Raw genomic sequence first — 26,610 nt, forward strand, 5'->3', positions numbered from 1 at the left:
GCGGCGTCGTCTCCTGACAGCTGCTCCACGGGCCAGTGTTGTCCCTGAGGACTTCAGCATTTGATTCGCGCGAATCGAGTGGAGGCTCGTGATGTTGTTTTCTGCACTTCCGGCCAAGCAAGGCCTGTATGACCCCGAGACCGAAGTGGACTCGTGCGGCGTCGCGATGGTCTCCGACATCTACGGCCGCCGGTCGCATGCGATCGTCGCCGACGGTCTGTTGGCGCTCGAGAATCTCGAACACCGCGGCGCGGCGGGCGCCGAACAGAACAGCGGCGACGGCGCCGGAATCCTGATCCAGCTGCCGGACGAGCTACTGCGTGAAACAGTCGATTTCGCACTACCCGCACCGTCGGACTCCGGGGCGAACACCTACGCGGCCGGCACATGCTTCATGCCGATGGACCAGGCGGCTCGACGCGAGGCGATGGATCGGATCGCGACCCTCGCGGACGCCGAGGGCATCACGATCCTCGGGTGGCGGGATCTGCCGGTCGACGTCGAGGGTGCCGACATCGGCGAGACCGCGGTGGGATGCATGCCCTTCATGGCTCAACTGTTCGTCACCGTCGATCCGTCCGACGGCGCGGCTCGGCTCGGCGGCATCGACCTCGATCGCTACATCTATCCGTTCCGCAAGCAGGCCGAACGCATCACTCCCGAGGTCGACGAGAGCGGTACGGGGTTGTATTTCGCCTCGCTGTCGAGTCGGACCATGGTCTACAAGGGCATGCTCACGACGATGCAGTTGCCGCTCTACTATCCAGATCTGCGTGACGACAGATGCCTGAGCGCGATCGCGATCGTCCACTCGCGCTTCTCGACGAATACTTTCCCGTCCTGGCCGCTCGCGCATCCGTTCCGGTTCGTCGCGCACAACGGCGAGATCAACACCGTGCGCGGAAACCGCAACCGTATGCGTGCGCGTGAGGCGCTCCTCGAGACCGATCTGATCCCCGGGGACCTCAAGCGGGCCTTCCCGATCTGTACTCCCGAGGCCTCCGACTCGGCCTCCCTCGACGAGGTGCTCGAACTCCTGCATCTCGGTGGGCGCAGTGTGCCGCACGCGGTAATGCTGATGGTTCCCGAGGCATGGGAGAACGTGCCGTCTATGGATCCCAAACGCCGCGCGTTCTTACAGTTCAACGGCTCGCTGATGGAGGCATGGGACGGCCCGGCCTGTGTGACGTTCACCGACGGAACCGTCGTCGGCGCTGTTCTCGACCGCAACGGACTACGCCCGGGACGCTGGTGGCAGACGCGCGACGGTCGAGTGATCCTCGCCTCGGAGGCCGGTGTGCTCGACGTCCCGGTCGACGACGTGGTCTCCAAGGGCAGACTCGAGCCGGGACGGATGTTCCTCGTCGACACCGCGCAGGGCCGGATCATCCCGGACGAGGAGATCAAGGGCGACCTCATGCGGTCGGAGCCCTACGACGAGTGGCTGCACGCGGGACTCCTCGACATCGCTACGCTTCCGCCGCGACCGGTGTACAAGCCGAACCACGACACAGTCGTCCGCAGGCAGGTGTCCTTCGGCTACACCGAAGAGGACCTGCGTGTACTGCTGACCCCGATGGCTGCCTCCGGCTATGAGCCACTCGGCTCGATGGGTACCGACACTCCGGTCGCCGTCATGTCGCAGCGGTCCCGGTTGCTCTACGACTACTTCGTCGAACTGTTCGCGCAGGTGACCAACCCGCCGCTCGACGCCATCCGCGAGGAGATCGTCACCTCGATGGCGCGTGTGATGGGCCCCGAGCAGAATCTCCTCGCCCCGACGGCGGCGTCGTGCAGGCAGATCCTGCTGCACTGGCCCGTCATCGACAACGACGACCTCGCCAAGCTCGTCCACATCAACGACGACGGCGACAATCCCGGACTGTCGGCGAAGGTTCTGCATGGTCTCTATGAGGTCGCGCGTGGGGGTGAGGGCCTGGCAGAAGCACTCGAAGATCTTCGACGCCGCGCCAGCCAGGCGATCGCCGAGGGACACAGCACACTTGTCGTGTCCGATCGACACTCCGACCGCGAGCACGCTCCCATCCCGTCGCTGTTGGCGGCGTCCGCGGTGCATCATCACCTCGTCCGCACCAAGGAACGCACGAAGATCGCGTTGATCGTCGAGTCCGGCGATGCACGCGAAGTGCACCACATAGCGCTGCTCATCGGTTTCGGTGCGGCGGCGGTCAATCCGTATCTCGCACTCGAGTCGATCGAGGATCTGATCGCCGAGGGTGAGCTGACGGGTGTCACACCGTCGAAGGCCAAGCGCAACTACATCGAGGCGCTCGGCAAGGGCGTGCTCAAGGTGATGAGCAAGATGGGCATCTCGACGATCAGTTCGTATACCGCGTCGCAGGCCTTCGAAGCGGTCGGGCTGTCGTCGGCCGTGGTGAAGGAGTACTTCACGCGGACGGTGTCGCGGATCGAGGGCGTCGGCCTCGATGAACTCGCCGAGGAGGTGCGCCTCCGGCATCATCGCGCCTTCCCGCACAATCCGACCGAGCAGGTGTATCGACGTCTCGAGGTGGGCGGCGAGTACCAGTACCGCCGTGAGGGCGAACTGCACATGTTCACCCCGGAGACGGTGTTCCTGTTGCAACACGCCACCAAGACGGGCCGCGACGAGGTCTTCGCCGCGTACTCGGAGAAGGTCGACGAGCAGTCGCGTAAGGGCGGTACGCTGCGCGGACTGTTCGAACTCGACTTCTCCGGTCGCGATCCCGTGCCGCTCGACGAGGTCGAGTCGGTGGAGTCGATCATGACCCGCTTCAACACCGGCGCCATGAGTTACGGCTCGATCTCCGCAGAAGCCCACGAGACGATCGCGATCGCGATGAACCGCATCGGCGGGCGCTCCAACTCCGGTGAGGGAGGCGAGGACACCGACCGCCTCTACGATCCGGAGCGACGCAGCGCCGTCAAGCAGGTCGCGTCTGGTCGGTTCGGCGTCACGAGCGATTACCTGATCAACGCCACCGACATCCAGATCAAGATGGCCCAGGGTGCCAAGCCCGGTGAGGGCGGACAGCTTCCCGCGTACAAGGTGTACCCGTGGATCGCCAAGACCAGGCACTCGACGCCCGGTGTCGCGCTGATCTCGCCGCCTCCGCACCACGACATCTATTCGATCGAGGATCTCGCCCAGTTGATCCACGACCTGAAGAACGCCAACTCCGACGCGCGTGTCCACGTCAAGCTCGTCAGCGCTGTCGGTGTCGGGACCGTCGCCACCGGTGTCTCCAAGGCGCACGCCGACGTCGTCCTCATCTCGGGCTACGACGGCGGAACGGGCGCCTCTCCGCTCACGTCGCTCAAGCACGCGGGCACCCCGTGGGAGATCGGTCTCGCCGACGCCCAGCAGACCCTCATGCTCAACGGCCTGCGCGACCGGATCACCGTCCAGTGCGACGGTGCGCTCCGTACGGGCCGCGACGTCATCATGGCGGCGCTGCTCGGCGCGGAGGAATACGGTTTCTCGACGGCACCGCTGATCGTGTCCGGATGCATCATGATGCGGGTGTGCCATCTCGACACCTGCCCGGTGGGCGTGGCCACGCAGAATCCGGTGCTGCGGTCGCGGTTCACCGGACAGGCAGAACACATCGTCAACTTCTTCCGGTTCGTCGCCGAAGACGTCCGAAAGTACTTGGCACAGCTGGGATACCGCACACTCGACGATGCGATTGGGCAGTCGCAGCGGTTGCACACCGACACCGCGGTCGCCCACTGGAAGAGCAAGGGACTCGACCTGAGCCCGATCTTCCGGCGCATCGAGGACAAGGGGCCGACGCGGCGGGTCCGCGGGCAGGACCACGGGCTCGACAAGGCCTTGGACCAGACGCTGATCCAACTCGCCGAGGGCGCGCTCGAGGACGCGCATCCGGTGACGCTGGAACTGCCGGTGCGCAACGTCAACCGCACCGTCGGCACCCTGCTCGGCTCCGAGGTGACCCGACGCTACGGCGCAGAGGGACTGGCGGAGGACACCATCACGGTCGAACTGGCGGGGTCGGCAGGGCAGTCACTCGGAGCGTTCTTGCCGCCAGGTATCACCATCAAGCTCACCGGCGATACCAACGACTACGTCGGTAAGGGGCTGTGTGGCGGCAAGATCGTGGTCACCCCGCATCCCGATGCCTGGTTCATCGCCGAGGACCAGGTGATCGCGGGCAACACGATTCTCTACGGTGCGACGTCGGGCGAGGTCTATCTGCGAGGCAAGGTCGGCGAGCGGTTCTCGGTCAGGAACTCCGGTGCGACCGCCGTCGTCGAAGGTGTCGGCGACCATGCGTGCGAGTACATGACGGGCGGCCGCGTCGTGATCCTCGGACCCACCGGCCGCAACATGGCCGCCGGCATGTCCGGTGGCATCGCCTATGTCTACGACCTCGACGAGACCAAGGTCAACGGAGCCATGGTGGAGTTGCTCCGGCCCGATCCCGACGATCTGCGCTGGCTGCACGACCACATCACCAAGCACACCCAACTCACGGGCTCGGCCATCGGTGCGTCGATGCTCGCGGACTGGCCGCGGAGATGCCTGGCATTCACCAAGGTCATGCCCACCGATTACAAGCGCGTCCTCGACGCTGCCCGCATGGCCGAGGCAGAAGGACGCGACGTCGATTCAGCGATCATGGAGGCGGCACGTGGCTGACCCACGCGGATTCCTGGAAGTCGGGAAGAAGGAAGCGAAGTACCGTCCGGTCGCCGAGCGCGTACGCGACTGGGACGACGTCTACGCACACGGATTCGATCCGATCTCGTCGCTCAACGAGGTGTCCGAGCAGGCCCGGCGGTGCATGGATTGCGGAATTCCGTTCTGCCACTCCGGAACTGCCGGCTGCCCGTTGGGCAACCTGATTCCGGAGTGGAACGACCTGGTGCGCCGTGGCAGGTGGGACGCTGCGAGTGCTCGCCTGCACGCGACCAACAACTTCCCCGAGTTCACCGGGATGGTCTGTCCCGCGCCGTGTGAAGCGGCCTGCGTCCTGTCGATCTCCGAGCCGACGACCGGCGGCAGTGTCACGATCAAGCGCATCGAGAAGACGATCGCGTACGAGTCGTGGGCTGAGGGGATCATCGGGCCCGAGGCGCCGGACGCGAGATCGGGCAAGTCGGTCGCCGTTGTCGGTTCCGGTCCCGCGGGCCTTGCCGCCGCGCAGCAGTTGACCCGCGCGGGTCATGACGTGACGGTCTACGAGAAGGACGACCGTGTCGGCGGTCTGCTGCGGTACGGCATCCCCGAGTACAAGCTGCAGAAGTCCGACATAGAACGCCGCATCGCTCAAATGCGTGCGGAGGGAACGCAATTCGTCGTCAACTGTGACGTCGGGAACGACCTCACCGTCGACGAACTGCGCAGCAGGCACGACGCTGTCGTGCTCGCGATCGGTGCGATGACGGCACGGGACAATCCGGTTCCCGGTCGCGATCTCAACGGCGTCCACCTCGCGATGGAGCACCTCGTGCCCGCCAACAAGGAATGCGAGGGCGACGGGCCGTCACCCATCACCGCTGCGGGCAAGCACGTCGTGATCATCGGAGGCGGCGACACCGGCGCCGACTGCCTCGGCACAGCGCACCGGCAGGGTGCGGCGTCGGTGGTGCAACTCGACTACAACGCGGAGCTGCCCAGCGACCGTGACGACGCCCGTTCGCCGTGGCCCACCTGGCCACTCGTCATGCGCACGTCGAGTGCGCACGCAGAGGGCGGTGAGCGCAAATACCAAGTGGCGGTGCAACGGTTCGTCGGCGATGCCGACGGCAACGTGACGGCGATGGTGCTCGCCGAGGTGGAGGTCGTACGTGAACCCGACGGTCGCCGGGTGATCACACCGGTGAGTGATGAGTTCGAGATTCCCTGCGAACTGGCGCTTTTCGCCATCGGATTCGAAGGCGTGCGCCGCAGTGCGCTTCTCACCGACATGGGTATCGAGCCCAATCGTCGCGGCAACATCTCGTGTGGAAGTGACTGGCAGACCGACGCGCCGGGCGTGTTCGTGTGCGGTGACGCCCACCGCGGCGCCTCGTTGGTCGTGTGGGCGATAGCCGAAGGCCGTTCCACTGCACGCGCCGTCGACGAATTCCTCATGGGTGCCTCTGATTTGCCGTCTCCGGTGAAACCGGCACAACTGCCGCTCTCGGTTCGCTGACGAGGGTTCGCGCTGCGAGCAGCAACGCCACGTTGACGTCCGATGACAACTGAGGTGTAACGATGGCTATGCCGAAACGAGCGGACTAAGGTGAGCACAGTGGAACGCCGAACCAAGATCGTCTGCACCCTGGGTCCAGCTACCAACAGCGAGGAGAGGCTCAAAGAGCTTGTCGATGCCGGAATGGATGTCGCGAGGCTGAACTTCAGCCACGGCAGCCATGACGATCACAAGGTCGTCTACGAACGGGTCCGCAAGGCAAGCGACAACGCCGAGAAGGCCGTCGGAATCCTCGCCGACCTGCAGGGTCCGAAGATCCGGCTGGGCAAGTTCGAGGACGACGGCGCCCTCAACGGCGAGGTCATGTGGAACACCGGCGACACCATCCGCATCACCACCGATGACATCGTCGGCACCCACGACCGCGTGTCGACGACCTACAAGCGTCTCGCCGACGACGCCGTCCCCGGCGACCGGCTGTTGGTCGACGACGGCAAGGTCGGCCTTGTGGTGACCGACGTCGAGGGCAACGACGTCGTGTGTACCGTCACCGAGGGTGGGCCGGTCTCCAACAACAAGGGACTCTCACTGCCGGGTATGAACGTCTCGGTGCCCGCGATGAGCGAGAAGGACATCGCCGATCTGGAGTTCGCACTCGGCCTCGGCGTGGACATGGTCGCCCTCTCGTTCGTGCGCAGCCCCGCCGACATCGAGCTCGTGCACGAGGTGATGGATCGCGTTGGTCGTCGGGTTCCTGTGATCGCCAAGCTCGAGAAGCCGGAGGCGATCGACAACCTCGAGGCCATCGTGCTCGCTTTCGACGCGATCATGGTCGCCCGCGGCGACCTCGGCGTCGAACTTCCCCTCGAAGAAGTGCCGCTGGTGCAGAAGCGGGCCATCCAGATGGCCCGCGAGAACGCCAAGCCGGTGATCGTCGCGACGCAGATGCTCGATTCCATGATCGAGAACTCCCGGCCCACGCGCGCAGAGGCATCCGATGTCGCCAATGCCGTCCTCGACGGTGCCGACGCCGTGATGCTGTCGGGCGAGACATCGGTGGGCAAGTGGCCTATCGAGGTCGTGCGCACCATGAACCGAATCTGCAAAGCGGTCGAGGGGAGCTCGCGCGACGTGCCACCGCTCTCGCACGTACCGCGCACCAAGCGCGGCATCATCTCGTATGCCGCACGTGACATCGGCGAACGACTCGAGGTCAAGGCGCTTGTCGCGTTCACCCAGTCCGGCGACACGGTTCGACGCCTCGCCCGCCTTCACTCCCGCCTTCCCCTGTTGGCGTTCACGCCGACGCAGGCGGTGCGGAGTCAATTGGCCCTGAGTTGGGGTACGGAGACGTTCATCGTCGACCGCGTCGACACCACCGACAACATGATCGATCAGGTCGACCAGCAGCTCCTGCGGATCGGCAGGCTGCGCGACGGCGACGTCGTCGTCATCGTCGCGGGTGCACCTCCCGGCACGGTCGGTTCGACCAATCTCATCCACGTGCACAGGATCGGCGAGCAGGATCACTGACGTCGTCGCGCAGCACTCTGCCGTGACGACCGGCCGCACCGCGCCCGCGGTCGACGGCATAGGGTGATGCGCATGACAACCGACGTATCCGAGGATCTCGGTAAGCTCCTCACGCTGCTCGACGTCGAACAGCGTGAGGACGACCTGTTCATCGGCCAACACCCCGAGCAGAAGACCGCCCGCACCTTCGGCGGCCAGATGCTCGGGCAGGGGGTCGTCGCGGCGGGACGCACGCTGACCCGCGGCAATCCGCCGGTCCACGCGCTGCACGCGCACTTCGTGCGCGGCGGCGACGTCGCCAAGCCCATCGAGTACCACGTCGACCGATTCCGGGATGGCAAGTCCTTCGCCAATCGTCAGGTCACCGCGATTCAGGACGACGACGTCATCTTCACCATGCTGGTCGCCTTCCAGGACAACGCCACCGGGCTCGAGCATGCGGTGGAGATCCCGCAGGTTCCCTACCCGGAGGAATTGCCACCGCTCGGCGAGCACTTCAAGGGCTTCGAGGACCGTATCGCCACCTTCGTGAACGCGCTGCATCCCATCGACATCCGCTTCGCCAACGACCCGTCGTGGAAGATGCGTGAGGCCGGAGAAACATTGCGCGACAACAGGGTCTGGATGAAGACAGATGGTGTGATGCCCGACGACCCACTGCTCCACGTCGCAGCCATGTGCTACGCCTCCGACACGACGGTGCTCGATTCGATCATCACGACGCACGGTCTGTCCTGGGGAATCGATCGGTTGTTCGCCGCAACCGTCAACCACTCGATGTGGTTTCATCGTGAGTTCCGCTTCGACGAATGGATGCTCTACGCCACCCGGTCGCCCGTTGCGACCGGTTCGCGTGGGATGGGATCCGGACGATTCTGGAAGCGTGACGGCACCCTTGCGACGTCCGTCGTCCAGGAAGCCCTGATCAAGTACTTCCCACCGAAGGAGTGACGCGTCGTGCATCCGCAACAAGACTGGTCGACGCAGCACACACCACCCCAGCAGCACGCACCCCAGCAGCAGGTATCCGGGTATCAGGCGCCCCAGCAGCCCGTCGGTGCCCAGCAGGGCGCGACGGAGTTCTGGCTCGATTCGGGCGCTGCGCTTCCGAAACGTCGGTGGCAGCACCAGACGAGAACGCTGGTGATCGTGGGGACGTCGATCGCGATGGTGGTCTTCGCTGGTCTCGCTGCGCTGGCGATCACCGTCGGAGTGGGCCAGACGCAACGGTTCACGGCGACCGGTGCTGTGCCCGTCGACTGCGGGTCGTGGACGACGACCGCCAACGGCGGCACCATCTCCGACGCGACGACTGTCACGATCTACGGCGAGACAGGGGAGCGGCTCGCAGCGGCACCGCTCGCGCATATGCGGACCTCCGACAACCAGTGCGCGCTGAAGTTCACCGCGGACGACGTCGACTCCGGCCAGACAGGCTACGTTGTCCACGTGGGAGACACGTTCGCGCAACCGGTTTCGGGCTCTGCCTTGAAGCAGGGAGTTGTGCTGCGTCCCACGGAGTGACACCGGACCATCCGGTCTGGACGGGCAGTGTCGACCAGCGTCGACCGATCGAGAGCGAGACAACCAATGAGCACGACCATTGCGCCCCTGACGCAGGCCGATCGGCAGGACTGGGACCCGCTGTGGGCCGGTTACCTCACGTTCTACGAGCATGAACTCACCGAGCAGCAGAGTGATCTGACCTTTTCCCGCATTCTCGACCCCGAGTACCCGATGTACGGGGCCATCGCGCGCGATCAGTCGGGAAGGGCGATCGGCATCGTGCACTGGTTGACCCACCCGTCCACGTGGAGCGACGAGCCCTACACCTACCTCGAGGACCTGTTCGTGGCTCCTGACGTCCGACGCAGCGGGACCGGGCAGGCTCTCATCGATCACGTGCTCGACTGGACGCGCCAGCACAAACTTCCCAAGGTCTACTGGCAGACAGCCCGCGACAATGCCACGGCGCGTGCGCTGTACGACAAGATCGCGGCGAACGACTTCGTCGTCTACGAGGTCGAACTGACCTGAGTCGTCTGGCTGGCCCCGGTGTGCGTCGACGACCGCTGCCGTTGTGCACACACCGCGCCGCCCCACGGGACAAGCCATACCGACATGCCGCCGACCTGTATGCGTTGCGCGAGTCCGAGGTAGTAGTCGCCACGGAGGTTGTCGGCGATCAGCATCCAGGCGGTGGTGACAGCCACGACGACGAGCACGGCGAGTCCTGCGGTACGCAGTACCGGCCAGATCCGCGGGCGCTGGCGGAACGCCGCAACGACTCCCGCGATCATGGTGATGAAGATGGCGAACACCGCGACGGTGCTGGTCAGTGCGTGAATGTGGTGAAGCTGCGGGAGCAGACCACTCGGCTCGTACGGGCAGTCGGGGTCGACACCCGGTATGCAGTCGATCGGCGCCAGCGCATCCGCGAGGGTTGCTGCCCCGAACACCGCGAACGCGATGACAGCTGTTCGCGCGTAGCGTCCGTTCACCAGCGCCCGTGGAACGAAGAGCACCAGCGCCGACCCGAGCGCGACAACGGCGGTTGTGATGTCGCCCACCTCGTACACGTCGCGATGCGGTCGGTGCGCGGCGTCGAGTTCGCTGAGGAAACTGTTGAGCGGATCGAGAGGGCTGGCCCAGAAGAATTCCAGGACCCAGGACGAGTAACAGAGACCGGCCAGCGCGATCATCATTCCCGCGAGAATGCGACGGAAGGTGGACGACGATGGCATTGCGTCAGATTAGTCCACAGGCTCGTCGTGGCCGGAATTCCCCTCCGAGAAGGCTGATGCTTCAGGTGCGGCCATGTCGACCGAGGTGTCTCCCCACAGCCGGTCGGCCATGTCCCACGGCTGCGCGTAGTCGCCGGGGCGCCCACGGTAGGGCGACGTCAGAGTCAGGACGACACGCGTGACGGGAACTGCCAGCGGAGTGAGGAACCGGAGTGGCCCGATCTTGGCCCGCATCCGCTCGAGCAACGCGGGAAAACTGACCGATTGGAACGCCAGAACACGTTGGGCTTCGGTGGAATCCATCCAGTCCGTGGCGAACCAGGCGTCGTCGTCGTCGGGATCGCCGGGACGACCGGGCGGAAAGCCGCCGCGCAGTCCGAGCGCTGCGGCAGAACTCTGAGCGACGTCGCCCTGGCGTCGGCGATGGCTCTCGTCACCTCCGATGAGATAGACCGAGCGCGAATACGGAGTGATGATCGCGTTGGCGAATGCGGTGGCCACGTCGTCGACGACGACGGTCTGCAGTTTGCCGTCCGACGGAAGGATCGCCTCGAATGTGACGAAATTCCGGTCGACGCCGGTCGCCTGGTCTGCGCTCAGCACCCCGCCGAGACGAAGGACGACCCAGTCCAGAGTGGATTCGCGCACCAGTGTCTCGGCTGCCACCTTGTGGCCGCCGTACAGGTCTTTCGGCCGCACTGCAGTGTCTGTGGACAACGGCCCGTCGTCGCGGTGGGGATTGCGCGGTCCGTACACCGCAATACTGGACGCCAGTACCAGACGAGGCGGAGCAGCGAGCGCCGACGCGGATGTCACCAGGTGCTCGACGGCGTCGACGTTGATTCGGCGCGCGACGTCGCGGCGCGCGTAGCAGAACGGTGGGATCATCGCCGCGAGATGGATGATGGACTGTGGGGCAACCGATGAGAGGAGTGCTTCCACGTCGTCCGGGTCGGTGAGGTCGGCCCACCGAACCTCCAGAGATCTTGCGCGTTCACGCGCAAGAGCTTCGAGTCGCGCGGCAGTCGTGCGGTTGGCCGGGGTGTCGAGGTCGGTGGCGGTCACCGCGTAACCGCGTGTCAGAAGTGTTTGCACCACCGCCGAACCGACAAGGCCGCACGAGCCGGTCACGAGGATCGGTGTCCGACGTCGAGCGGTGGTGGGGCCTACTTCGGTGATCCGCGTGTCAGTCGACGTCATGCTCGCATCATAGAACCAAGCAAGTGCTAGGCCGACGAGTCGGCCGGTCGACGAGCTAGGGCGACGACGGGCTTCCGGCTCGATCGCGGCGCGACCGGTGTCCCGGATTCGGCGATGTCGAGGTGCTGCGCGCGACCAGAACCCCGGGCTCGCCCAGCAGTGCGCGTTCGAGGTCGTCGGCACGGCCGGACGACAGCAGCCGCGATCGTGTTGACGACCCGGTGTCGGGGATGACGACCAGCACGTCATCGGTTGTGGCGAGACACGAGACATGCTGTACGAGAACCTCGACGATCGCGTCCTCGTCGGCTGCTCGCAGTTCGGTCAGGTGGTCGACGGGATGGAAGCGGCGCCACTCGGAGACGAATTGCGGAGCGTCGTGAACCGACGACCAGGAGCCGGTCATCGGAACGGCCGGATCCTCGTCGACCGCGACGTGTACTGCGCGTACCTCGCGGCCGAACGCCCGAGCCGCGCGCAGTGCGTCGTTGGTCGCGCAGCACAGTGCTGACGCGACAGGAACCACTGCGACTCCCTGGCCTGCGAACGAGTGGCGCGGGCGTGCTGTCGGGAGTGACGTATCGGCAGCGGCACGTACGTCGGAGTCTCGTGCACGTCGGTAGTGACGCGCCAGCCACTCCATCGCGATCACCAGTACGCCGAGAACGACAATGACACACAGTGAGCCCTCGTCGGCCTTCATCACGATGAGAACCGCCGCGGCGAGACCGCTGAACAGCGCGCCGAAGCCGTTGAGTGCCGCCCGTAGACGCCACTTCGATGATCGCACCGTCGACCAGTGCCGTACGAGACCGATCTGCGCCAGAGTGAATCCGATGAAAACGCAGATCGCGAACAAGGGCACCAAGGCGTTGACGTCGCCGCCGGAGGCGATGATGAGCACGGCAGCGGTCCCGGCGAGTATCAGCACACCCTCGCGGTAGACGCCGGTGCGTGTGCGCCGGGTGAGTCGGTGGGGAAAGTGGTCGTCGGCCGCCACCACCTTCATGAGCTGGGGCAGGCCGCCGAACGAAGTGTTGGCCGCCAAACCCAGCAGCACGATGGTGGCGATCTGCACCACGTAATAGAGTGCACCACGGCCGAATACGCTTTCGGTGAGCTGCGACAGCACGGTGACGCCCGGTTGCGGATGAATATGTAGTCGCTCGACGAGAGCCGCGATCCCGAGCATCATCACGCCCAGGAGTCCGCCGAGTGCGACTTCTGCCCGCTGCGCACGTCGGATCCGGTTCTCACGGAACTGCGGTGTCGCGTTGGCTATGGCCTCGACGCCGGTCAATGCCGCGCAACCATTGGCGAAAGCCTTGAGCAGCAACAGGATTCCGACGGACCCGACTATCTCGGGAGCTGGCTGCGGTGCTGTGTGCCCGCCGCGCAGGAGGCCCACGACGATGACCGAGAGGATGCTGGCCACAAAGACGCCGGTCGGGATGATGAAGGTCTTCGCGCTGCTGACGACGCCGCGAAGATTCACCAGAGTGATCATCGCGAGAATGCCCAGTGCGATCCCGACGGAGTACGAACCAGCGGCCGGAAACGCAGAGGTGAGCGCGGCGGTTCCGGCGGTCACCGAGACCGCGACGTTCAGCACGTAGTCGATCACGAGCGATGCCGCTGCGACCAACGAGGTACGACGTCCGAGGTAGGTCCGTGCGACAGCGTAGGCGCCGCCGCCGTTGGGAAACGCCGCGATCAGTTGCCTGTAGGAGAGCACGAGCACGGCGAGCAGTGCGACGATGGCTGCGCTGACGGGCAGCGTCAGCCCGAGGGCGTGGCCACCGGCGGCGGCGAGGACCACAACGATGGCTTCCGGCCCGTACGCCACCGATGCCATCGCATCGAGGGAGAGCGCAGCGAGTCCTGTGGTCGCGGTCAGCTCTCGCTTGTCCCGACCGCGCGGGTGCCGGTCAGAATCGACATGCTGGTCCTGCCATGGACGGGACCCGCTGAATTGTGCCGTGCGACGCCGTGTCTCGGCGGTCTCTGTCGATGCCACGAGGGACGTTGTATCCGCCTGCGCGGCGTGCTGGAGTGTTCGATACGCGAAATTGACACCGCCGAGCGCGATGTTGACGCGGTGCTACCGCCACAGGCCGGGTCGGGTAACCACATCCGTCGCTACTCATCGGAAGGTTGCTCGGCAGCCGCGGTGGTCAGGCCGCGTGCCGGTCGGCGGCACGAACGTCGACGAGCAGACCGCCGGGATCGACGACCAAGATCACCGGCCCGAGTGACTCGGACGCCCGCTCGATCACGGCGTCGATCTGAGCGGGTTCAGCAGGGTCCGCGACGACGGTCATCGCGCTGTCTCGCACGGTGGCATCCAGGTAGGGCACGAGGTCGTGGAAGCGTGTGCCGACGACGACGAGATTCTTCTGTGCGGCGAGGATCTGTCGTGCGATCGAGTGTGCACGGACGCTGCCATCCATGATCAGGAGGACGGTATCGGTGACGGTGTGCGTGGAAGCGGTGGTTGTCATGACACCATCACAACGGTGCGTGCTGGGATCGGCATGTACGCCGGCTGGAAGTCGCCTGGGACCCAGAATCCGGTGGGCCGGTTCGAGACGTGTGCGTGGTGCGTATCGTGACGGTGCCTATGCTGACCGGGGTGAGCACCACGATCGCCGACGAGGCACGTTGCCCGTGCGGCACCGGCCTGACCTTCGCGGAGTGCTGCGGGCCGATTCTGCGCGATGTCCGTCCGGCCCCTAGCGCCGAAAGTCTGATGCGGTCGCGCTTCACGGCGTTCGTCGTCGGGGACAAGCGGCACCTCCTCCGGAGTTGGCACCCCGACACCCGACCCCACGAACTCGATCTCGACGACGATCTCGACTGGTTGCGGCTCGACGTCGAATCAGTCACCGGCGGTGGACCGTTCGATTCCAGCGGAACTGTCGAGTTCGTTGCTCACTACCGGACGCCTGCGCGGCGGGGGAACATGCATGAGCTGTCGTCCTTCACCCGAGTCGATGGGAGATGGGTGTACGTCGACGGTGTCGTGAAGAACTGAGGCAGTGTTTCCGGGCGACATGCGGCGTCGGCGTGTTCGCCACCCTTTGGTCGTGTCGCTCGATCACGACTCATGCAGCAGCGTGTCGGGTGATCCACTCGACGAGCGGCGTCGTCGCGCGCCAGTCGGCACGGACACGGTCGACCAGCTCGGGGGAGTGGATCACCTCGTCGAATCCGTAGTGACGTGACATCGTGAAGGTCTTGTGCCGCAGGAGTTCGATACGTGGATGCGCCGGATCCCAGCCGCGCGGCGCGGTCTTGAGGCGTTCGCCTCCGACCTCCCAGCCCGCGGCTGTGAGGTCGTCGACGATGCGTTCGAGTTCCCCGCCACGACGGTTGTCGTCGATGGCAGTACGTAGTGCCGAGAGTCGATCAGCCGAGGCCTCGTAGAACCCCGCACCGACCATGACGCCCGGTGCGCCGATCTGCACGTAGTAGCCGGTGGCCCGCGCCACCGGAACGTACGCGCCCTGATGCGTCTTGTAGGGCGACTTGTCCTTGGAGAAGCGCACATCCCGGTAGGGGCGGAACATCTTGGCCTCGCCGAACTCGTCGGCCAGGGCGTCGGTGAGTAGGCGCATCGGCGTGGCCACCGCGCTCTGATAGACATCCTTGTGCTGTTCCCAGAACGCCTTGGTGTTGTCGACTTCGAGATCGTCGTAGAAGTCGAGGGCGGCTTCGGGGAAGCCGGCGAAACTCATGTAGGCAGCGTACGGCGCACACCACGAGCGTGACGACGCCCGGGCTGATATCTCCCGAACAGCGTTACGGTTCCCGTCGCAATGGCACGATGACTGGAATGGCGCAACTGACCTACGAAGAGTTCGGGCGCAGGTTCTTCGAAGTGGCGGTGACCGAAGAGCGTGTGGGATCCGCGTTCTCGTCTCTGACCGGTGAGGCGTTCGACGTCGGGCCCATTCCCTCGGGCCCCGGCGGGCTCGCACGTGTCCACGCACACGTCGAGATCGGTGAACCGAGAATCAGGCGCGAGGTCGGTGAGTTGATCACCTTCACCGTCGAGATCATGCTCACCATCGGGTTGGTCGTCGATCTGCGCGTCGACCGCGTCCGCTACGACGTCGACGGCTTGATCACGCTGCCGATGACCGTCCGTGCCGCCGAACCCCTCGAGTTGCGTATCGACGTCACACCGCCCCGGCCGCGCGACGTCATCGTCGGCGTCGCCTCACACAACCTCCGCGGCGAGTTCATCCGCGCAGTGGGGCAGGTAGACAGTGAGATCAAGCGGTTCGTCGCCGCTCACGTCGCAGAGGAGATCGACAAACCGGAGGTCAGAGCTGCACGCATCATCGATGTCGGGGCCGAACTGGGCCGCGCGTTCGAGAACATGTGACGACACCGGTGCGCACGTCAGCCCCCGCAGAGTGGCTCCCAGTCAGCGCTTCTTTGTCAGGGATGCTTCTTTGTGCGCGGCCTTCGCGCCTGTCTTCGACGACTTCACGATCCAGTACGGGTCGTCGTCGCTTGCGTTGAACTTCTGACCGTCGAAGGTGAACGGTGTGGTCCGTTTCTCCTCGGCGTGCCCGGTTGTGGTCCCCTGAGAGGTGTTCCACTCGACGGTGTCGTTCTTGCTGATTCCCATGAGTACGAGAGTGCCTCGTGGACTCGCTGTCAGGTCACCGGGAGCAGGTGTGACGCGCCATCGACGCAGGGCCGATCACTGACCGAGACACGGTCACGGTCAGGTCGCAGCGATACGCGGTGCGTTGATCGATTTCAGCGTGAACTGCCGCACGCGGCCAGCGACATTCGCTTCACACATCGAGAAGAGTGGTTCGGAGAACTGCTCGCCGAGGACCACCTCAACCGGCCCGGCGGCACCCGAGAGACGTACACGGATCTGACCGTCGTCGTGTGCGATGGAGAGGGGGGAGAACGAGTCGATGCGGTCGTCACCGCTTTCCACACGGGCGAAGTGCTGTGCTGCCTGGACTGCGTGAGGTAGGGACGTGCGTCCACGCAAGTGCGAGTCATCCAGCCGCCCTTGGGTGTACAGCTCGACGATCGACGCGGGATCGGTGGCCGTGTCGAGTCGGCCATAGCAGAGTCCGTGCGGTAGCAGCAGACCCGTCGCGGCGAAGCGATCGCCGCCGAGGTGCGAGCACTCCCACGTCCATTCGGGGTACGCCGACGCGATCGCCGCTGTCGCGGCCCGGCCGCGGACTGCGCAGCACTGGTCGTGCTTGCCGTGGGCGCATACGGCAATGAGCGGATCGTTCGACGCCGCGCCATCCGAGCCATCGAGCGCGAGATCGAGGTAGTCCTCGGGTCCGTCGACCTCACCGGTCTGGATTGCTTCCGCACCGGGTTCGGAGTTGACGATGAACCAGCGCCACCGGGGTGTCGGTGGTCGACGGCCGGGGCGGCGGATTGCCACGATCCGCATGCGCTCCTTCTCGACGCGCCGCACGATGCGCAGGCCGAGGTCGGGATCGAGGATCGAGGGAGACTGCAGGAAAGCCGAATGTCCCCATGCGCCGCCGAGTTCGAGAAACACCCATGCCGAGCCCGCCGATGCGGTGCCGTAGATCGGATCACCGCGCTCGGCGGACTGCACGCTGCACGGGGGCCGACGGATCATTCGTCGCGAACCGGTCGGTCGTCGGGTACGACGACGCCTTCGCGGAGAAGTCGCCGGATCAGCACCAGACCGTCGGCCGTGTCGAGTTCCGGCAGTCGGCCCGCGGCGAATCCATCGCCGGACACGACGGCCTCGAGCGCGGCCGTGCAGTGGTCGGGAAAGCTGATCGACCGGTCCGCAAGACGGATCTCGGTGCGTTCGGCCGACCGGCGGATCTCGGTCACCAGGCCGTGGCGTCGGCGGACCACTGTGTGCTCGTCGAGTGCGTCGACAGCGCGCAGCGTCGCCAGTGGTCGCACAGCGTCTGGTCGGGTGCGTTCGGCGTGGACGGCCGACATGCGAGAAGCGACTCCCTCGGCGAGGTCGGTTGTGCCGTTCTGCAATATGTCGATTGCGGCGGCGATGGCCTTGGTGGCCAGTGCTGCTGTCTCGTCACGATCAGTGAAATCGTTGCCCATCGGAAGCGATGCACGCAACGACTCGACGTTTCCGAGCTGATCCATGACAGCCCGGACGAGATCGTAGGTGGTCACCGCCGATACCCCGATGGTGAGGTGGATCGACGTGTCGCCCAACGCTTCCGCCGAATGGACCCAGCCCCGCGGCAGGTAGAGGGCATCGCCGGGTTCCAGGACTGTGTCGATCACAGGGCGGTCATCGCCGCGCGCTGTGATCGCATCGCGGTGGTCGGTCCACGGCTGGGTCGGTAGTGGATCGCGGTGGACGGGTTCGTGCACCCGCCAGTGTTTCCGTCCCGAGGTCTGCAGCACGAACACATCGTGAACGTCGTAGTGCGGATCGAACCCTCGGTTGGCGGGAGGCGTGATGTAGGCATTTGCCTGAACAGGGTGCCCGAGGTCGTCGACCATCCCGCGTACGAACTCGATCATCGGTGGCCACAATCTATGCAGACCCTGCAATACGATGGTCGCGCCCGCGGCGAATTGGGCCAGGACCTTGGCCGAGTCGACCTGATCAGGCATCTCGGCACCGAAGCCCGCCGGCCCGAGATAGCAGTCCTTGCCGACCAGACCGCCTTCTTTGGCCATCCGGATGAACGGCGCACGCACCCCGCGCTCCGAGATCAACTCGTCGACGCTGTGCGGCGAGAGCAGATCGTCGAAGTCGCGGGGCAGCGTGTCCGAACGGCTGAGCAGCGGCTGCCGACCCCAGTGCTCGCGTGCGAACACCTCGGCATCGACAGCGATGCATCGACTCAGCGAACTCATCATTCAGGCGGTGCCGTCTGCGCCGCCGTCGTGCCCGTCGGGGTTGGAGCCGCCGTCGGCGGGACCTTCGCCGGGTGATGCGGTGCCGTCTGCGCCGCCGTCGTGTCCACCGGGGTTGGAGCCGCCGTCGGCGGGACCTTCGCCGGGTGATGCGGTGCCGTCTGCGCCGCCGTCGTGTCCACCGGGATTCGAGCCGCCGTCGGCGGGACCTTCACCCCCTGGGCTGGAGGTGGTGATGTCGTCATCATCGAGTGCCATGGGAAAACCCTTTCCTCGTCGGGAGCCGCTCGGTCGCGAACTCCACTCTCCACTATGTCGACATGTGTCGATTTTGACGAGGATTCACTGGCGAGGACCGGAGTTCGTTACGGCGCCGAGATCGCGATTCCAGGTCGGTCACGGGCGTTAGGGTGCAGAAGTGAGTCTGGGACAGTCTTTGATGCGGCGTGTCAATCGGGGCATGCCCGTCGCGACATACGTGAAGAAGCGCTACGGGTTCGAGTCCGTGGCCGAGTTCGAAGGCTATGTCGCTCGACTTGCGCGTCACTCGGATCAGGCGTGGTCGAACGCCGCACTCGACACAGCCGAACGATGCTGGGACGGATTCGTGGCGACGCTCGACGACCTGTCCGACGACGATCTCAACCGACGGCTCGCAGCACCGGGCTCCAACACCCCGTACGCGCTTGTGCACCACTGCATCGAGATGACCCGGTGGTGGCTGGGCACATTCGGCTGCGGTCTCGACATTCCCCGGGACCGTGCGGGTGAGTTCGAGGCAACCGGCACGCGCGCCGATCTCGTCGAACGAATCGCTCAGGTTCGCCGTGACGCCGATGTCTGGGCGACGCGCATGCTCCGCGAGGGCATCGCGGCTCGCGCTGCTCGTGGCACCAATGCCGACGTCGATCTCGACACCGTCACGCCGGAATGGGTTCTGCTGCATGTCGTACACGAACTCGCACAGCACCTCGGGCAGCTTCAGGTCACCCGCGATCTGCTGCGGGACTGAGCGTCCGCGCCATCAACACGTGTGCTTGCTCGACGTGCGGGGCCACGACGGCGCGACAGCGCTGACACCCGGGATGAAGACAGTGGACACGGGGGCGAAGACAGCGAACGGATGGCTCGAAACAGGCTGCGCTGCAGGCGCATCAAACCTGTGGAGAAATGCGTACAAGTTCGCTCGGTACATCGACAATGTCCGATTGGCCGGGTAGTATAGAACACATATTCGAATGATCGATTCGACGCGACAGCGGAAGGTCTTGGGGGTGAGGACGCGTGAGTGCTGGTCATGACGGTCCGGACGGCCACCCGGATGATTCCAAGAGTGATTGTGCGCCTTCGTTATTGGATGCTGCTGGGTTGGATGCTGCCGGCTTGGGTTCTGCGGTGGTGGGGTCGGCGGATGCTCGGGTGGCGGGTGTGTTGTCGCGGTTGGCGTCGGTGGTTGATGAGTTGGCCGGCTGTGATGTGTCGCAGCTCTCGGATGCGGGTGTGGTGGAAGCGGCCGCGGTGGCCGAGCGGTTGGCGCGGCGGACGGCTGCGGCGGTGACTGATCGGCTGGTGGTGGAGGCGTCGGATCGCAATCTGCCGCGCTCGCTCGGGTACCGCGATGTGCGGGACTTTCTCGCCCACCGGCTGGGTGTCGGCGACCCGGCGGCGCGACATCGACTCATCGCAGCAACCGGCTCGTTCACCTCGATTGTGGGTGAGAAAGGCGATCCGCAGTGTCCGACGTTGGCGCGTCACTGGGGGCAGGGGCTGATCGCACCCGCTCGCGCGCGGGCGGTGCTCGAAGTACTCGATCAGATCCCGCATCAGATCCCGGCCGACGTGCGCGCGGCAGCGGAAGCGCAGATGGCTGGCTATGGCGTCGACTTCACGCCGAAGGAGATCACCAATCTGGGTACCCGGTTGATGGCGCATCTGGATCCCGATGGGACGGTCACCGACGACACCGACCGCAAACGGCGTCGCCGGTTGTGGGTGAACCGGCAGGGCGCGGACCTGATGTCGCGGTTGATTGCCGATCTCGATCCGGCGACCCGCGCCCGCCTGGATGTGGTGTTGGACGCCTGGGCCAAACCCGGCATGAACAATCCCGACGACGCCGACTCGCCTGTCGGGCCGGTGGGAGATGCTGACGCCGAGCTGGTGGCGCAGGCCGCCGCGCGTGATCAGCGGTCGCAAGCCCAACGCAACCATGACGCCGTGTCAGCGTTGCTGTCGCAGGTTGTCGATGCCGGTGTGCTCGGCCGCTCGCATCGGGGACTGCCGATGCAGGTGATCGCCACCACCACGCTGGCCGAATTGGAGGCGCACGCCGGGGTGGCGCGGACCGCGTCGGGCACCCTGCTTCCGATCCCCGATCTGATCTTGATGGCCACCCACTCGGCGAGCGGGGTGCAACCGTTCCTGGCGGTATTCGCCGAGCACACCAGCGTGCCCTTGTATTTGGGGCGGTCGAAACGGTTAGCCTCGCCAGGTCAGCGGTTGGCGTTGTTCGCTGCCGAGGGTGGCGGCGTGTGTTCAGCCCCTGGCTGTACCCAGCCGGCGTCGCGGGTGGCGATGCATCACGCCGCCAAGGACTGGGCCCAGGGTGGGTGCACCGACATCGACCAGTTGGCACCGGCCTGCGACATGCACAATTCACGGGTGGGTCCGCGCCCTGGTCAGTACACGACCCGCATCATCACCGACGGCCCCGATACGGGTCGGGTGGCGTGGCGGTTGAACGCCGCCCCCGGCATGCCCCCGAATCCCGAGCACGTCAACCGGGCCGCGGACGTGGCCGCCGACTTCCGCGATTATCTCGCCACCACGCGCACCGAAACGTCGGCCACCACCGGCACCATCACCAACCTGGCAGACCGACGCCGCCGACACACACGTGCAGCAGATACAGATGCTGCGGGCCCAGGTGTCGGCACAGGTGCGGTTGTTGATGCAGGTGCTGGTGCTGTGCGGGAGGATGTCGATCGCGGCGACGTGAGCAGGTCGAGCGGTCGGGGCGATGCGCGTGAGAATCGCGCCGGCCCACCAACACCCAAATCGATCAGCGTTGTCGAGCACCACGCACTGACCGCGCTGCTCGACACCACACCCGAGCGCGCCGGTGACCGCCGCGTCGACATCACCTGGAACCCACCCCGACCACTCGATCCCGACCCACCACCCGGCGACTATTCACCTGGCGGCATCGACCCGCCTCTACCCGACGCCGCCTGACCGTCGCATGTTCGCCACATCACACCCCGCCACCACACCAGGTGGCGGGGCAGGAGTGGGTGCCGAGCGTCGTGCTCGCCAGGGAATCACCCCCCGTTCAGATGCCGCCGGCCACCACGAATTGTCCGGTCGCAACGCCACTCGCCGACGTCGCGATGGCCATCACGATCGCTCCGTAGGGCAGGCGCCACTGGGAATGCAGCCGGCGGAGTTCGATCGCGGGAATCTCGACAGAGGCGGAGAAATCCGCGCCGTCGCGGTCGAATGCGACTGCCTCTCCGTTGACGAACAGCTGCACCAGGGTGGCGTCGGATGCGCCGGTGATGTCGATGACGGTCTGGGTTCCAGGACGTGTAGCGGCACTGAGTTCGATTGTGGGAGAGATGGATTCGCCAACTGCTTGCCCCGCCGCGCTGCCTTGTGGCGCTCCGCTCTGGCGCTGCAGAGGTGGCAGCTCAGGCGTCGTCGGTGGGGCGACCCGTCGTCGGGAGACCTGTTCGTAGGCCCATCCGTAGGCGAGCAATGCGTTGTCGTCATAGGCTCGCCCGGCGAAGGTGAGGTTCACGGGCATACCGATGTCGCTCATCGTTCCCATGGTGACGTTGACAGTCGGGATGCCGTAGTGACGGATCATCGTGTTTCCGGTCGACACCCAGACGCCGTTGGCCATCGCTTTTTCATGGGCCTCAGGATTCACGTCCGCGTCAGCCGCTCCGACATCCAACGCGGAGGGGAAGACGAGTGCATCGAGACCCAACTCGTCGAGCCACTCCTCCAGGTCGATGCGGCGCAATTCCTCCAGCCCACGAACTCCGTCGGCGAGGTCGGGAATCTCATCGAGCTCCCGAATGCCATCCGCAGCCCGTTGCGGATACCGGCTGATGTCGAGGTTGTACCGCGCGTAATACCCGTGCAGTTCATCGGGAATCGTGCCGTCGGCAAGCGGGAAGATCAGTGACCCGTCGACGTCGGCGAGGCGGCTCAGCGCCGTATCTCCGTTGGCCTGCAGGTAGTCGTTCCACGCCCATGTGGTCAGGTCCCACATCTCGGCGTCGAAGAATCCCGCTGGCAGGATTCCGCGCGCGTAGCCGTCGTGAGCATCGTCGCGGTCGAGTTCGTAGTTGGTGAGCGCGGGAAAATCCACGTCGATGATCTCTGCGCCCGCTGCCTCCAGGTCAGTGCGAGCACGGTTCCACAACTCGATGACCGACGGGCGTGGCGTGATCGGCCAACCGGCCTCGGGGTCGTTGCCCAGGATGATCCGGGGGACACCGAAGCGTTTGCCCCGCAACGCATCCTGATCGCGCAAGTGCTGATACGACTCGGGGCGTACCGAAGACGCCGCAGGCAACTCGACCCACGGCTGTGTGCGCCAGAAATCGCCGCGCGTGTCAGGGTCGTCGGTGACGAGGACGTCGAGCAGTGCCAGCATGTCGTCGACGGTCCGCGTATGCGGCACGACGACGTCCATTGTCGGCGTCAGCGGCCAGTTACCGCGCACTGAGATCACGCCGCGCGATGGTGTGTATGCGACCAAGGCATTGTTCGAAGCCGGGGACCGACCGCTCGACCACGTCTCCTCGCCGAGTCCGAAGGCGGCCATGCTCGCCGCGGTCGACGCACCCGACCCGTTCGACGATCCGGACAGATATGCGGCTGCGAGGTACTCGCGGTTGTAGGGACTCTCGGCTCTGCCGTACACGCCACGCTGCATGCCGCCATTGGCCATCGGTGGCATGTTGGTCAGGCCGAGGCAGATCGCTCCAGCTGCCCGCAAGCGTTCGACGGCGAAGGCATCCGACCCGGCAACGAGATGCGCGAATGCAGGCGAGCCAGACGCCACGGTGAGACCTCGAACGCGATAGCTGTCCTTGGCGGTGTACGGGATGCCGTCGAACGGTCCCCGTGCCTCGCCACGGGCGCGGCGTTCGTCCGAGGCGCGCGCCTCGTCGAACATCTCAGGGTTCAACACCGGAATCGCATTGAGCGTCAATCCATGTCGATCGTAGCGAGCGATGCGGTTCAGGTATCCGGCCACGAGTTCGACACTCGTGACGTCGCCGCACTCGAGTGCCCTACTCAGTTCGGCGATCGGCGCTTCGACCAGTGATGGTGTCTGCGCTGCCTCGCTCATGATCCGGCACCGACCGAGGGTTGTTGCTGGGTGATGCAGTGGATGCCGCCGCCTCGTGCCAGGATCTCCCGCGCGTCGATGGTCACCACACGCCGCCCGGGATAGACCGATGACAGGATCTCGGCTGCGTGTGCGTCGGCGTCGGGCTCGCCGTAGCCGCATGCGATGACGCCGCCGTTGACGACGAGGTGATTGATGTAGCTGTAGTCGACAAAGCCCTCGGAGTCGCGGATCGTCGCCGGTGCGGGAAGGTCGACGATGTCCCACGATCTGCCGGCCGCGTCGGTGGTGCCTTCGAAGAACTCGCGGAGTCCCTTGGTGACTGGGTGGTCGGGGTGATCGGGATTCGACTGGTGATGCAGGAGCAACGTGCCAGGGGATGGAATGGTGGCGACCATGTCGATGTGCCCGCGTGTCCCGAACCGCTCGTAGTCGCGGGTCAGACCGCGCGGAACCCAGATGATCTTGCGTGCGCCGATCGTCCGTGCCAACTCGGCTTCGATCGTCTCGCGCGTGGCGTACGGATTGCGGTAGGGGTCGAGCTGCACCGTCTCGGTGACCAGTACGGTTCCCTCGCCGTCGACGTGAATGGCGCCGCCTTCCTGGACGAGCATGGAACTGATGACGGGAACGCCCGCCTGGCCTGCGACGAACCGTCCGATCTGACGGTCGTTGGTCCACTCCGCCCACTCCTGAGCGCCCCAGCCGTTGAAAGTCCACGCGACAGCACCGAGTTGGCCCGAGTCGTCGACGACGAAGGTCGGGCCGATGTCGCGCATCCATGCGTCGTCGAGTGGTGCCTCGACGATGGTCACCTCGCTGGAGATCAGCGCACGGGCACGCGTGACCTCGGAGGGGTCCACGACGATCGTGACCGGCTCGAACTCGGAGACTGTGTTGGCCACCTGGCTCCAGGCCGCGTAGGCGGTCTCGGCGTCGGCTGCGCTTTCGGCCAGCGTGGTGTTGATTCGTGGAAAGGCCATCCACACGCGGTCGTGGGGGGCGGTCTCGGCGGGCATTGTCCAGGGCATTGTGGGACCTTTCGATATTGATCAGACAATCAATAGCTAGAACGGTAAGGGGTGGCAACAGTGCCGTCAAGCGGAAGCCGGAGTTTTGTTGATTTGGCGATCAATAGTTGTTGACTGATCGATCAACAGGCGTGATGATCGCAGTGTGATGGTGTCGAAGAGTCGGGTTCGCGCCCCCCGCAAGTCGCCTACAGAACGCGCAGACGAAATACGTTCCGCAGCACGGCAGGTCGCCCGTGCCGAAGGTCTTCCCGCACTGACTCTCCGATCCGTCGGTGCGCAAGCGGGGGTCGCGCCCGCACTCGTCGCCCACTACGAGCCGAGTATGGAAGAACTCGTCGCGTCGACGTTCTCAGCAATCACCACCGCGGAAGTCGACGAGATTGCTGCGTTGTTGTCGTCGGAACCGACTGCCACCTCAAAGCTGCATCGGCTGATCACGACACTCACCGAACCGGGACGCGACGATGTCACGATCGCATGGACCGATGCCTTCAGCCTCGGTCGTGTCAACCAGCCACTCGCAGCCGCGGTGCGCGAGGTGATGGCGAGATGGCAGTCGATGGTTGCCGATCTCATCGGCGACGGCGTCAGCTCAGGGGAGTTCACCACCGACGACGCCGCAGACGTCGCCTGGCAGTTCCTGGGAATGATCGACGGGGTCAATTCGCATGCCCTGGTGCACTACGCCGCGGCGCCCGACCGCGGACGACTCGTGCGTCGCGCGATGGAGAATGAACTCGGGCTCGCACGTGGCGCTCTGCAATAGCAGTGTCGGTTCTCGTGACCGGGATGCCCGTCAGTCGTCGAGTCGTCCCGACAGCCGTTCGACACCACGGAACAAAGCGCTGTGGTCGAGTCCGCCATCACCGTTGGCCCGGGCTGACGCCATCAGTGTTGCCACGAGTGAACTGAGCGGGAGGGCGAGTCCTGCCTCTCGCGCGGCAGAGGTGACGATCCCGAGATCCTTGTGATGCAGGTCGATTCGACCTCCTGGGCGGAAATCGCGACCGATCATGCGGTGCGCCTTGTGATCCAGAACAGTTGATCCCGCGAGGCCACCGCCGAGTACTCGTACTGCATTCGTCGTCTCGACGTCGTTGGCCTCGAGGAACACGATCGCCTCGGCGAGCGCCTCGATGTTGGCAGCGACGATCAGTTGATTCGCCGCTTTCACCAACTGTCCACTGCCGCTGGGTCCGACATGCACGACGGTGGCGCCGACCGCGTCGAACAGTGGTGCGGCCCTGGTGAACGCGTCGTCGGTACCGCCGACCATGATCGACAGGTCGCCGCTGATCGCGCCCTCCTCGCCGCCCGATACCGGAGCGTCGAGAAAAGCGTGCCCACCGTCGTCGGCGAACTGGGCCATTCGACGGGCGACGTCAGGTCGGATCGTGGAGAAGTCGACGATGACGGCTCCGGGCGCAGCGTGCGCGAATACGCCGTCCGGGGCGGTCAGTACCTTCTCGACGTCGGGGAGTCGGGCAACACCGTGGCCACGATGTCTGCGTCCGCGACGGCGTCGGCGATCGAGTCCGCAGCCCGACCACCGGCGTCGACGAGGGCAGCGACGCGTGAGGGTGTGCGGTTGTATCCGACGACGCGATGCCCCGCGCGGACGGCGTTGATCGACATCGGACTGCCCATCACGCCGAGTCCGATGAACGCGATGGTCGTCATGAGCTGCACTCCTTCGTTCGGGG

At 65.5% G+C, this 26,610-nt stretch carries 22 protein-coding genes and 1 pseudogene; 11 read left to right on the forward strand and 12 right to left on the reverse strand.

Going from position 1 to position 26,610, the window contains the following annotated elements; genetic code table 11:
- Nucleotides 1-91 precede the first annotated feature (91 nt).
- The 6 genes from gltB to LK459_RS19795 all read left to right on the forward strand — a co-directional run bounded on the left by gltB (nucleotide 92) and on the right by LK459_RS19795 (nucleotide 9,731).
- Nucleotides 92-4,663 (forward strand): glutamate synthase large subunit, encoded by a 4,572-nt coding sequence (gene gltB / locus LK459_RS19770; protein ID WP_007240036.1) that lies wholly within the window; start codon nucleotides 92-94, stop codon nucleotides 4,661-4,663.
- A complete protein-coding gene (locus LK459_RS19775; protein WP_227920215.1) occupies nucleotides 4,656-6,161 on the forward strand; it encodes a glutamate synthase subunit beta in 1,506 nt (501 codons plus the stop codon). The genes gltB and LK459_RS19775 overlap by 8 nt, the downstream gene beginning before the upstream one ends.
- A 99-nt stretch (nucleotides 6,162-6,260) precedes the next feature.
- Nucleotides 6,261-7,694, forward strand: a complete 1,434-nt coding sequence (pyk, locus tag LK459_RS19780; RefSeq protein WP_007240034.1) for a pyruvate kinase — start codon at nucleotides 6,261-6,263, stop codon at nucleotides 7,692-7,694.
- Between the two features lie 72 nt (nucleotides 7,695-7,766).
- Entirely contained in the window at nucleotides 7,767-8,645 is an 879-nt protein-coding gene (locus LK459_RS19785; protein WP_227920217.1) for an acyl-CoA thioesterase, read from the forward strand.
- Nucleotides 8,646-8,651: 6 nt separating this feature from the next.
- Nucleotides 8,652-9,218 carry a hypothetical protein gene (locus tag LK459_RS19790; protein WP_227920219.1) on the forward strand — a complete coding sequence of 189 codons (567 nt, stop codon included), beginning with the start codon at nucleotides 8,652-8,654 and terminating at the stop codon, nucleotides 9,216-9,218.
- 66 nt (nucleotides 9,219-9,284) lie between these two features.
- Nucleotides 9,285-9,731 carry a GNAT family N-acetyltransferase gene (locus LK459_RS19795; protein WP_227920221.1) on the forward strand — a complete coding sequence of 149 codons (447 nt, stop codon included), beginning with the start codon at nucleotides 9,285-9,287 and terminating at the stop codon, nucleotides 9,729-9,731.
- On the opposite strand, the gene LK459_RS19800 is transcribed toward LK459_RS19795, so the two are convergent.
- The 4 genes from LK459_RS19800 to LK459_RS19815 all read right to left on the reverse strand — a co-directional run bounded on the left by LK459_RS19800 (nucleotide 9,710) and on the right by LK459_RS19815 (nucleotide 14,139).
- A complete protein-coding gene (locus LK459_RS19800; protein WP_227920223.1) occupies nucleotides 9,710-10,438 on the reverse strand; it encodes a DUF998 domain-containing protein in 729 nt (242 codons plus the stop codon). The genes LK459_RS19795 and LK459_RS19800 overlap by 22 nt on opposite strands.
- Before the next feature lie 9 nt (nucleotides 10,439-10,447).
- On the reverse strand, nucleotides 10,448-11,638 hold the full coding sequence (locus LK459_RS19805; protein ID WP_227920225.1) for an NAD-dependent epimerase/dehydratase family protein: 1,191 nt from the start codon (nucleotides 11,636-11,638) through the stop codon (nucleotides 10,448-10,450).
- A gap of 55 nt (nucleotides 11,639-11,693) precedes the next feature.
- The gene (locus LK459_RS19810; RefSeq protein WP_227920227.1) at nucleotides 11,694-13,655 is read right to left on the reverse strand and encodes an APC family permease; all 1,962 of its coding nucleotides are present in this window, start codon (nucleotides 13,653-13,655) and stop codon (nucleotides 11,694-11,696) included.
- A 157-nt stretch (nucleotides 13,656-13,812) separates the two neighbouring features.
- The gene (locus LK459_RS19815) at nucleotides 13,813-14,139 is read right to left on the reverse strand and encodes a hypothetical protein (protein WP_227920228.1); all 327 of its coding nucleotides are present in this window, start codon (nucleotides 14,137-14,139) and stop codon (nucleotides 13,813-13,815) included.
- Between the two features lie 119 nt (nucleotides 14,140-14,258).
- On the opposite strand from LK459_RS19815, the gene LK459_RS19820 reads away from it, so the two are divergent.
- Nucleotides 14,259-14,672 carry a YchJ family protein gene (locus LK459_RS19820; protein ID WP_227923898.1) on the forward strand — a complete coding sequence of 138 codons (414 nt, stop codon included), beginning with the start codon at nucleotides 14,259-14,261 and terminating at the stop codon, nucleotides 14,670-14,672.
- Between the two features lie 70 nt (nucleotides 14,673-14,742).
- Here LK459_RS19820 and LK459_RS19825 read toward each other — a convergent pair whose 3' ends face one another.
- Entirely contained in the window at nucleotides 14,743-15,375 is a 633-nt protein-coding gene (locus LK459_RS19825) for a DUF2461 domain-containing protein (protein WP_007240024.1), read from the reverse strand.
- A gap of 98 nt (nucleotides 15,376-15,473) precedes the next feature.
- On the opposite strand from LK459_RS19825, the gene LK459_RS19830 reads away from it, so the two are divergent.
- Nucleotides 15,474-16,028 carry a hypothetical protein gene (locus LK459_RS19830; RefSeq protein ID WP_007240023.1) on the forward strand — a complete coding sequence of 185 codons (555 nt, stop codon included), beginning with the start codon at nucleotides 15,474-15,476 and terminating at the stop codon, nucleotides 16,026-16,028.
- Nucleotides 16,029-16,070: 42 nt separating this feature from the next.
- On the opposite strand, the gene LK459_RS19835 is transcribed toward LK459_RS19830, so the two are convergent.
- The 4 genes from LK459_RS19835 to LK459_RS19850 form a co-directional block, all read right to left on the reverse strand.
- On the reverse strand, nucleotides 16,071-16,277 hold the full coding sequence (locus LK459_RS19835; protein WP_007240022.1) for a hypervirulence associated TUDOR domain-containing protein: 207 nt from the start codon (nucleotides 16,275-16,277) through the stop codon (nucleotides 16,071-16,073).
- A 99-nt stretch (nucleotides 16,278-16,376) separates the two neighbouring features.
- Nucleotides 16,377-17,276 carry a sucrase ferredoxin gene (locus LK459_RS19840; RefSeq protein ID WP_227920230.1) on the reverse strand — a complete coding sequence of 300 codons (900 nt, stop codon included), beginning with the start codon at nucleotides 17,274-17,276 and terminating at the stop codon, nucleotides 16,377-16,379.
- Entirely contained in the window at nucleotides 17,273-18,508 is a 1,236-nt protein-coding gene (locus tag LK459_RS19845; protein ID WP_227920231.1) for a cupin domain-containing protein, read from the reverse strand. The genes LK459_RS19840 and LK459_RS19845 overlap by 4 nt, the downstream gene beginning before the upstream one ends.
- Nucleotides 18,509-18,763 (reverse strand): hypothetical protein, encoded by a 255-nt coding sequence (locus tag LK459_RS19850; protein WP_005208825.1) that lies wholly within the window; start codon nucleotides 18,761-18,763, stop codon nucleotides 18,509-18,511.
- A 202-nt stretch (nucleotides 18,764-18,965) separates the two neighbouring features.
- Here LK459_RS19850 and LK459_RS19855 point away from each other — a divergent pair, with 202 nt between their 5' ends.
- Complete coding sequence (locus LK459_RS19855; protein WP_138985308.1) at nucleotides 18,966-19,517, forward strand: mycothiol transferase; 552 nt, start codon at nucleotides 18,966-18,968, stop codon at nucleotides 19,515-19,517.
- Between the two features lie 356 nt (nucleotides 19,518-19,873).
- The gene (locus LK459_RS19860) at nucleotides 19,874-21,739 is read left to right on the forward strand and encodes an HNH endonuclease signature motif containing protein (RefSeq protein ID WP_227920233.1); all 1,866 of its coding nucleotides are present in this window, start codon (nucleotides 19,874-19,876) and stop codon (nucleotides 21,737-21,739) included.
- Nucleotides 21,740-21,836: 97 nt separating this feature from the next.
- Here the strand turns inward: LK459_RS19860 and LK459_RS19865 are convergent, their stop codons facing one another.
- Both LK459_RS19865 and LK459_RS19870 read right to left on the reverse strand, forming a co-directional pair.
- Nucleotides 21,837-23,873, reverse strand: coding sequence for an amidase (locus LK459_RS19865; RefSeq protein ID WP_227920235.1), 2,037 nt, complete (start codon nucleotides 23,871-23,873; stop codon nucleotides 21,837-21,839).
- On the reverse strand, nucleotides 23,870-24,904 hold the full coding sequence (locus LK459_RS19870; RefSeq protein WP_227920236.1) for an agmatine deiminase family protein: 1,035 nt from the start codon (nucleotides 24,902-24,904) through the stop codon (nucleotides 23,870-23,872). The genes LK459_RS19865 and LK459_RS19870 overlap by 4 nt, the downstream gene beginning before the upstream one ends.
- A gap of 148 nt (nucleotides 24,905-25,052) precedes the next feature.
- On the opposite strand from LK459_RS19870, the gene LK459_RS19875 reads away from it, so the two are divergent.
- Nucleotides 25,053-25,673: a TetR/AcrR family transcriptional regulator gene (locus tag LK459_RS19875; RefSeq protein WP_227920238.1), complete on the forward strand. Its 621-nt coding sequence runs from the start codon at nucleotides 25,053-25,055 to the stop codon at nucleotides 25,671-25,673.
- Nucleotides 25,674-25,703: 30 nt separating this feature from the next.
- Here LK459_RS19875 and LK459_RS19880 read toward each other — a convergent pair.
- Nucleotides 25,704-26,596: pseudogene (locus LK459_RS19880) on the reverse strand (2-hydroxy-3-oxopropionate reductase).
- Nucleotides 26,597-26,610: the final 14 nt, after the last annotated feature.

The organism is Gordonia otitidis (assembly GCF_020735545.1).
GTDB lineage: Bacteria > Actinomycetota > Actinomycetes > Mycobacteriales > Mycobacteriaceae > Gordonia > Gordonia otitidis.

Coding starts and splice junctions, on each gene's coding strand:
- gltB (WP_007240036.1), top strand. CDS start 92: ATGTTGTTTTCTGCACTTCCGGCCAAGCAAGGCCTGTATGACCCCGAG.
- LK459_RS19785 (WP_227920217.1), top strand. CDS start 7,767: ATGACAACCGACGTATCCGAGGATCTCGGTAAGCTCCTCACGCTGCTC.
- LK459_RS19795 (WP_227920221.1), top strand. CDS start 9,285: ATGAGCACGACCATTGCGCCCCTGACGCAGGCCGATCGGCAGGACTGG.
- LK459_RS19800 (WP_227920223.1), bottom strand. CDS start 10,438: ATGCCATCGTCGTCCACCTTCCGTCGCATTCTCGCGGGAATGATGATC.
- LK459_RS19805 (WP_227920225.1), bottom strand. CDS start 11,638: ATGACGTCGACTGACACGCGGATCACCGAAGTAGGCCCCACCACCGCT.
- LK459_RS19815 (WP_227920228.1), bottom strand. CDS start 14,139: ATGACAACCACCGCTTCCACGCACACCGTCACCGATACCGTCCTCCTG.
- LK459_RS19820 (WP_227923898.1), top strand. CDS start 14,259: ATGCTGACCGGGGTGAGCACCACGATCGCCGACGAGGCACGTTGCCCG.
- LK459_RS19825 (WP_007240024.1), bottom strand. CDS start 15,375: ATGAGTTTCGCCGGCTTCCCCGAAGCCGCCCTCGACTTCTACGACGAT.
- LK459_RS19830 (WP_007240023.1), top strand. CDS start 15,474: ATGGCGCAACTGACCTACGAAGAGTTCGGGCGCAGGTTCTTCGAAGTG.
- LK459_RS19835 (WP_007240022.1), bottom strand. CDS start 16,277: ATGGGAATCAGCAAGAACGACACCGTCGAGTGGAACACCTCTCAGGGG.
- LK459_RS19840 (WP_227920230.1), bottom strand. CDS start 17,276: ATGATCCGTCGGCCCCCGTGCAGCGTGCAGTCCGCCGAGCGCGGTGAT.
- LK459_RS19845 (WP_227920231.1), bottom strand. CDS start 18,508: ATGATGAGTTCGCTGAGTCGATGCATCGCTGTCGATGCCGAGGTGTTC.
- LK459_RS19850 (WP_005208825.1), bottom strand. CDS start 18,763: ATGGCACTCGATGATGACGACATCACCACCTCCAGCCCAGGGGGTGAA.
- LK459_RS19855 (WP_138985308.1), top strand. CDS start 18,966: ATGCCCGTCGCGACATACGTGAAGAAGCGCTACGGGTTCGAGTCCGTG.
- LK459_RS19865 (WP_227920235.1), bottom strand. CDS start 23,873: ATGAGCGAGGCAGCGCAGACACCATCACTGGTCGAAGCGCCGATCGCC.
- LK459_RS19870 (WP_227920236.1), bottom strand. CDS start 24,904: ATGCCCTGGACAATGCCCGCCGAGACCGCCCCCCACGACCGCGTGTGG.
- LK459_RS19875 (WP_227920238.1), top strand. CDS start 25,053: ATGGTGTCGAAGAGTCGGGTTCGCGCCCCCCGCAAGTCGCCTACAGAA.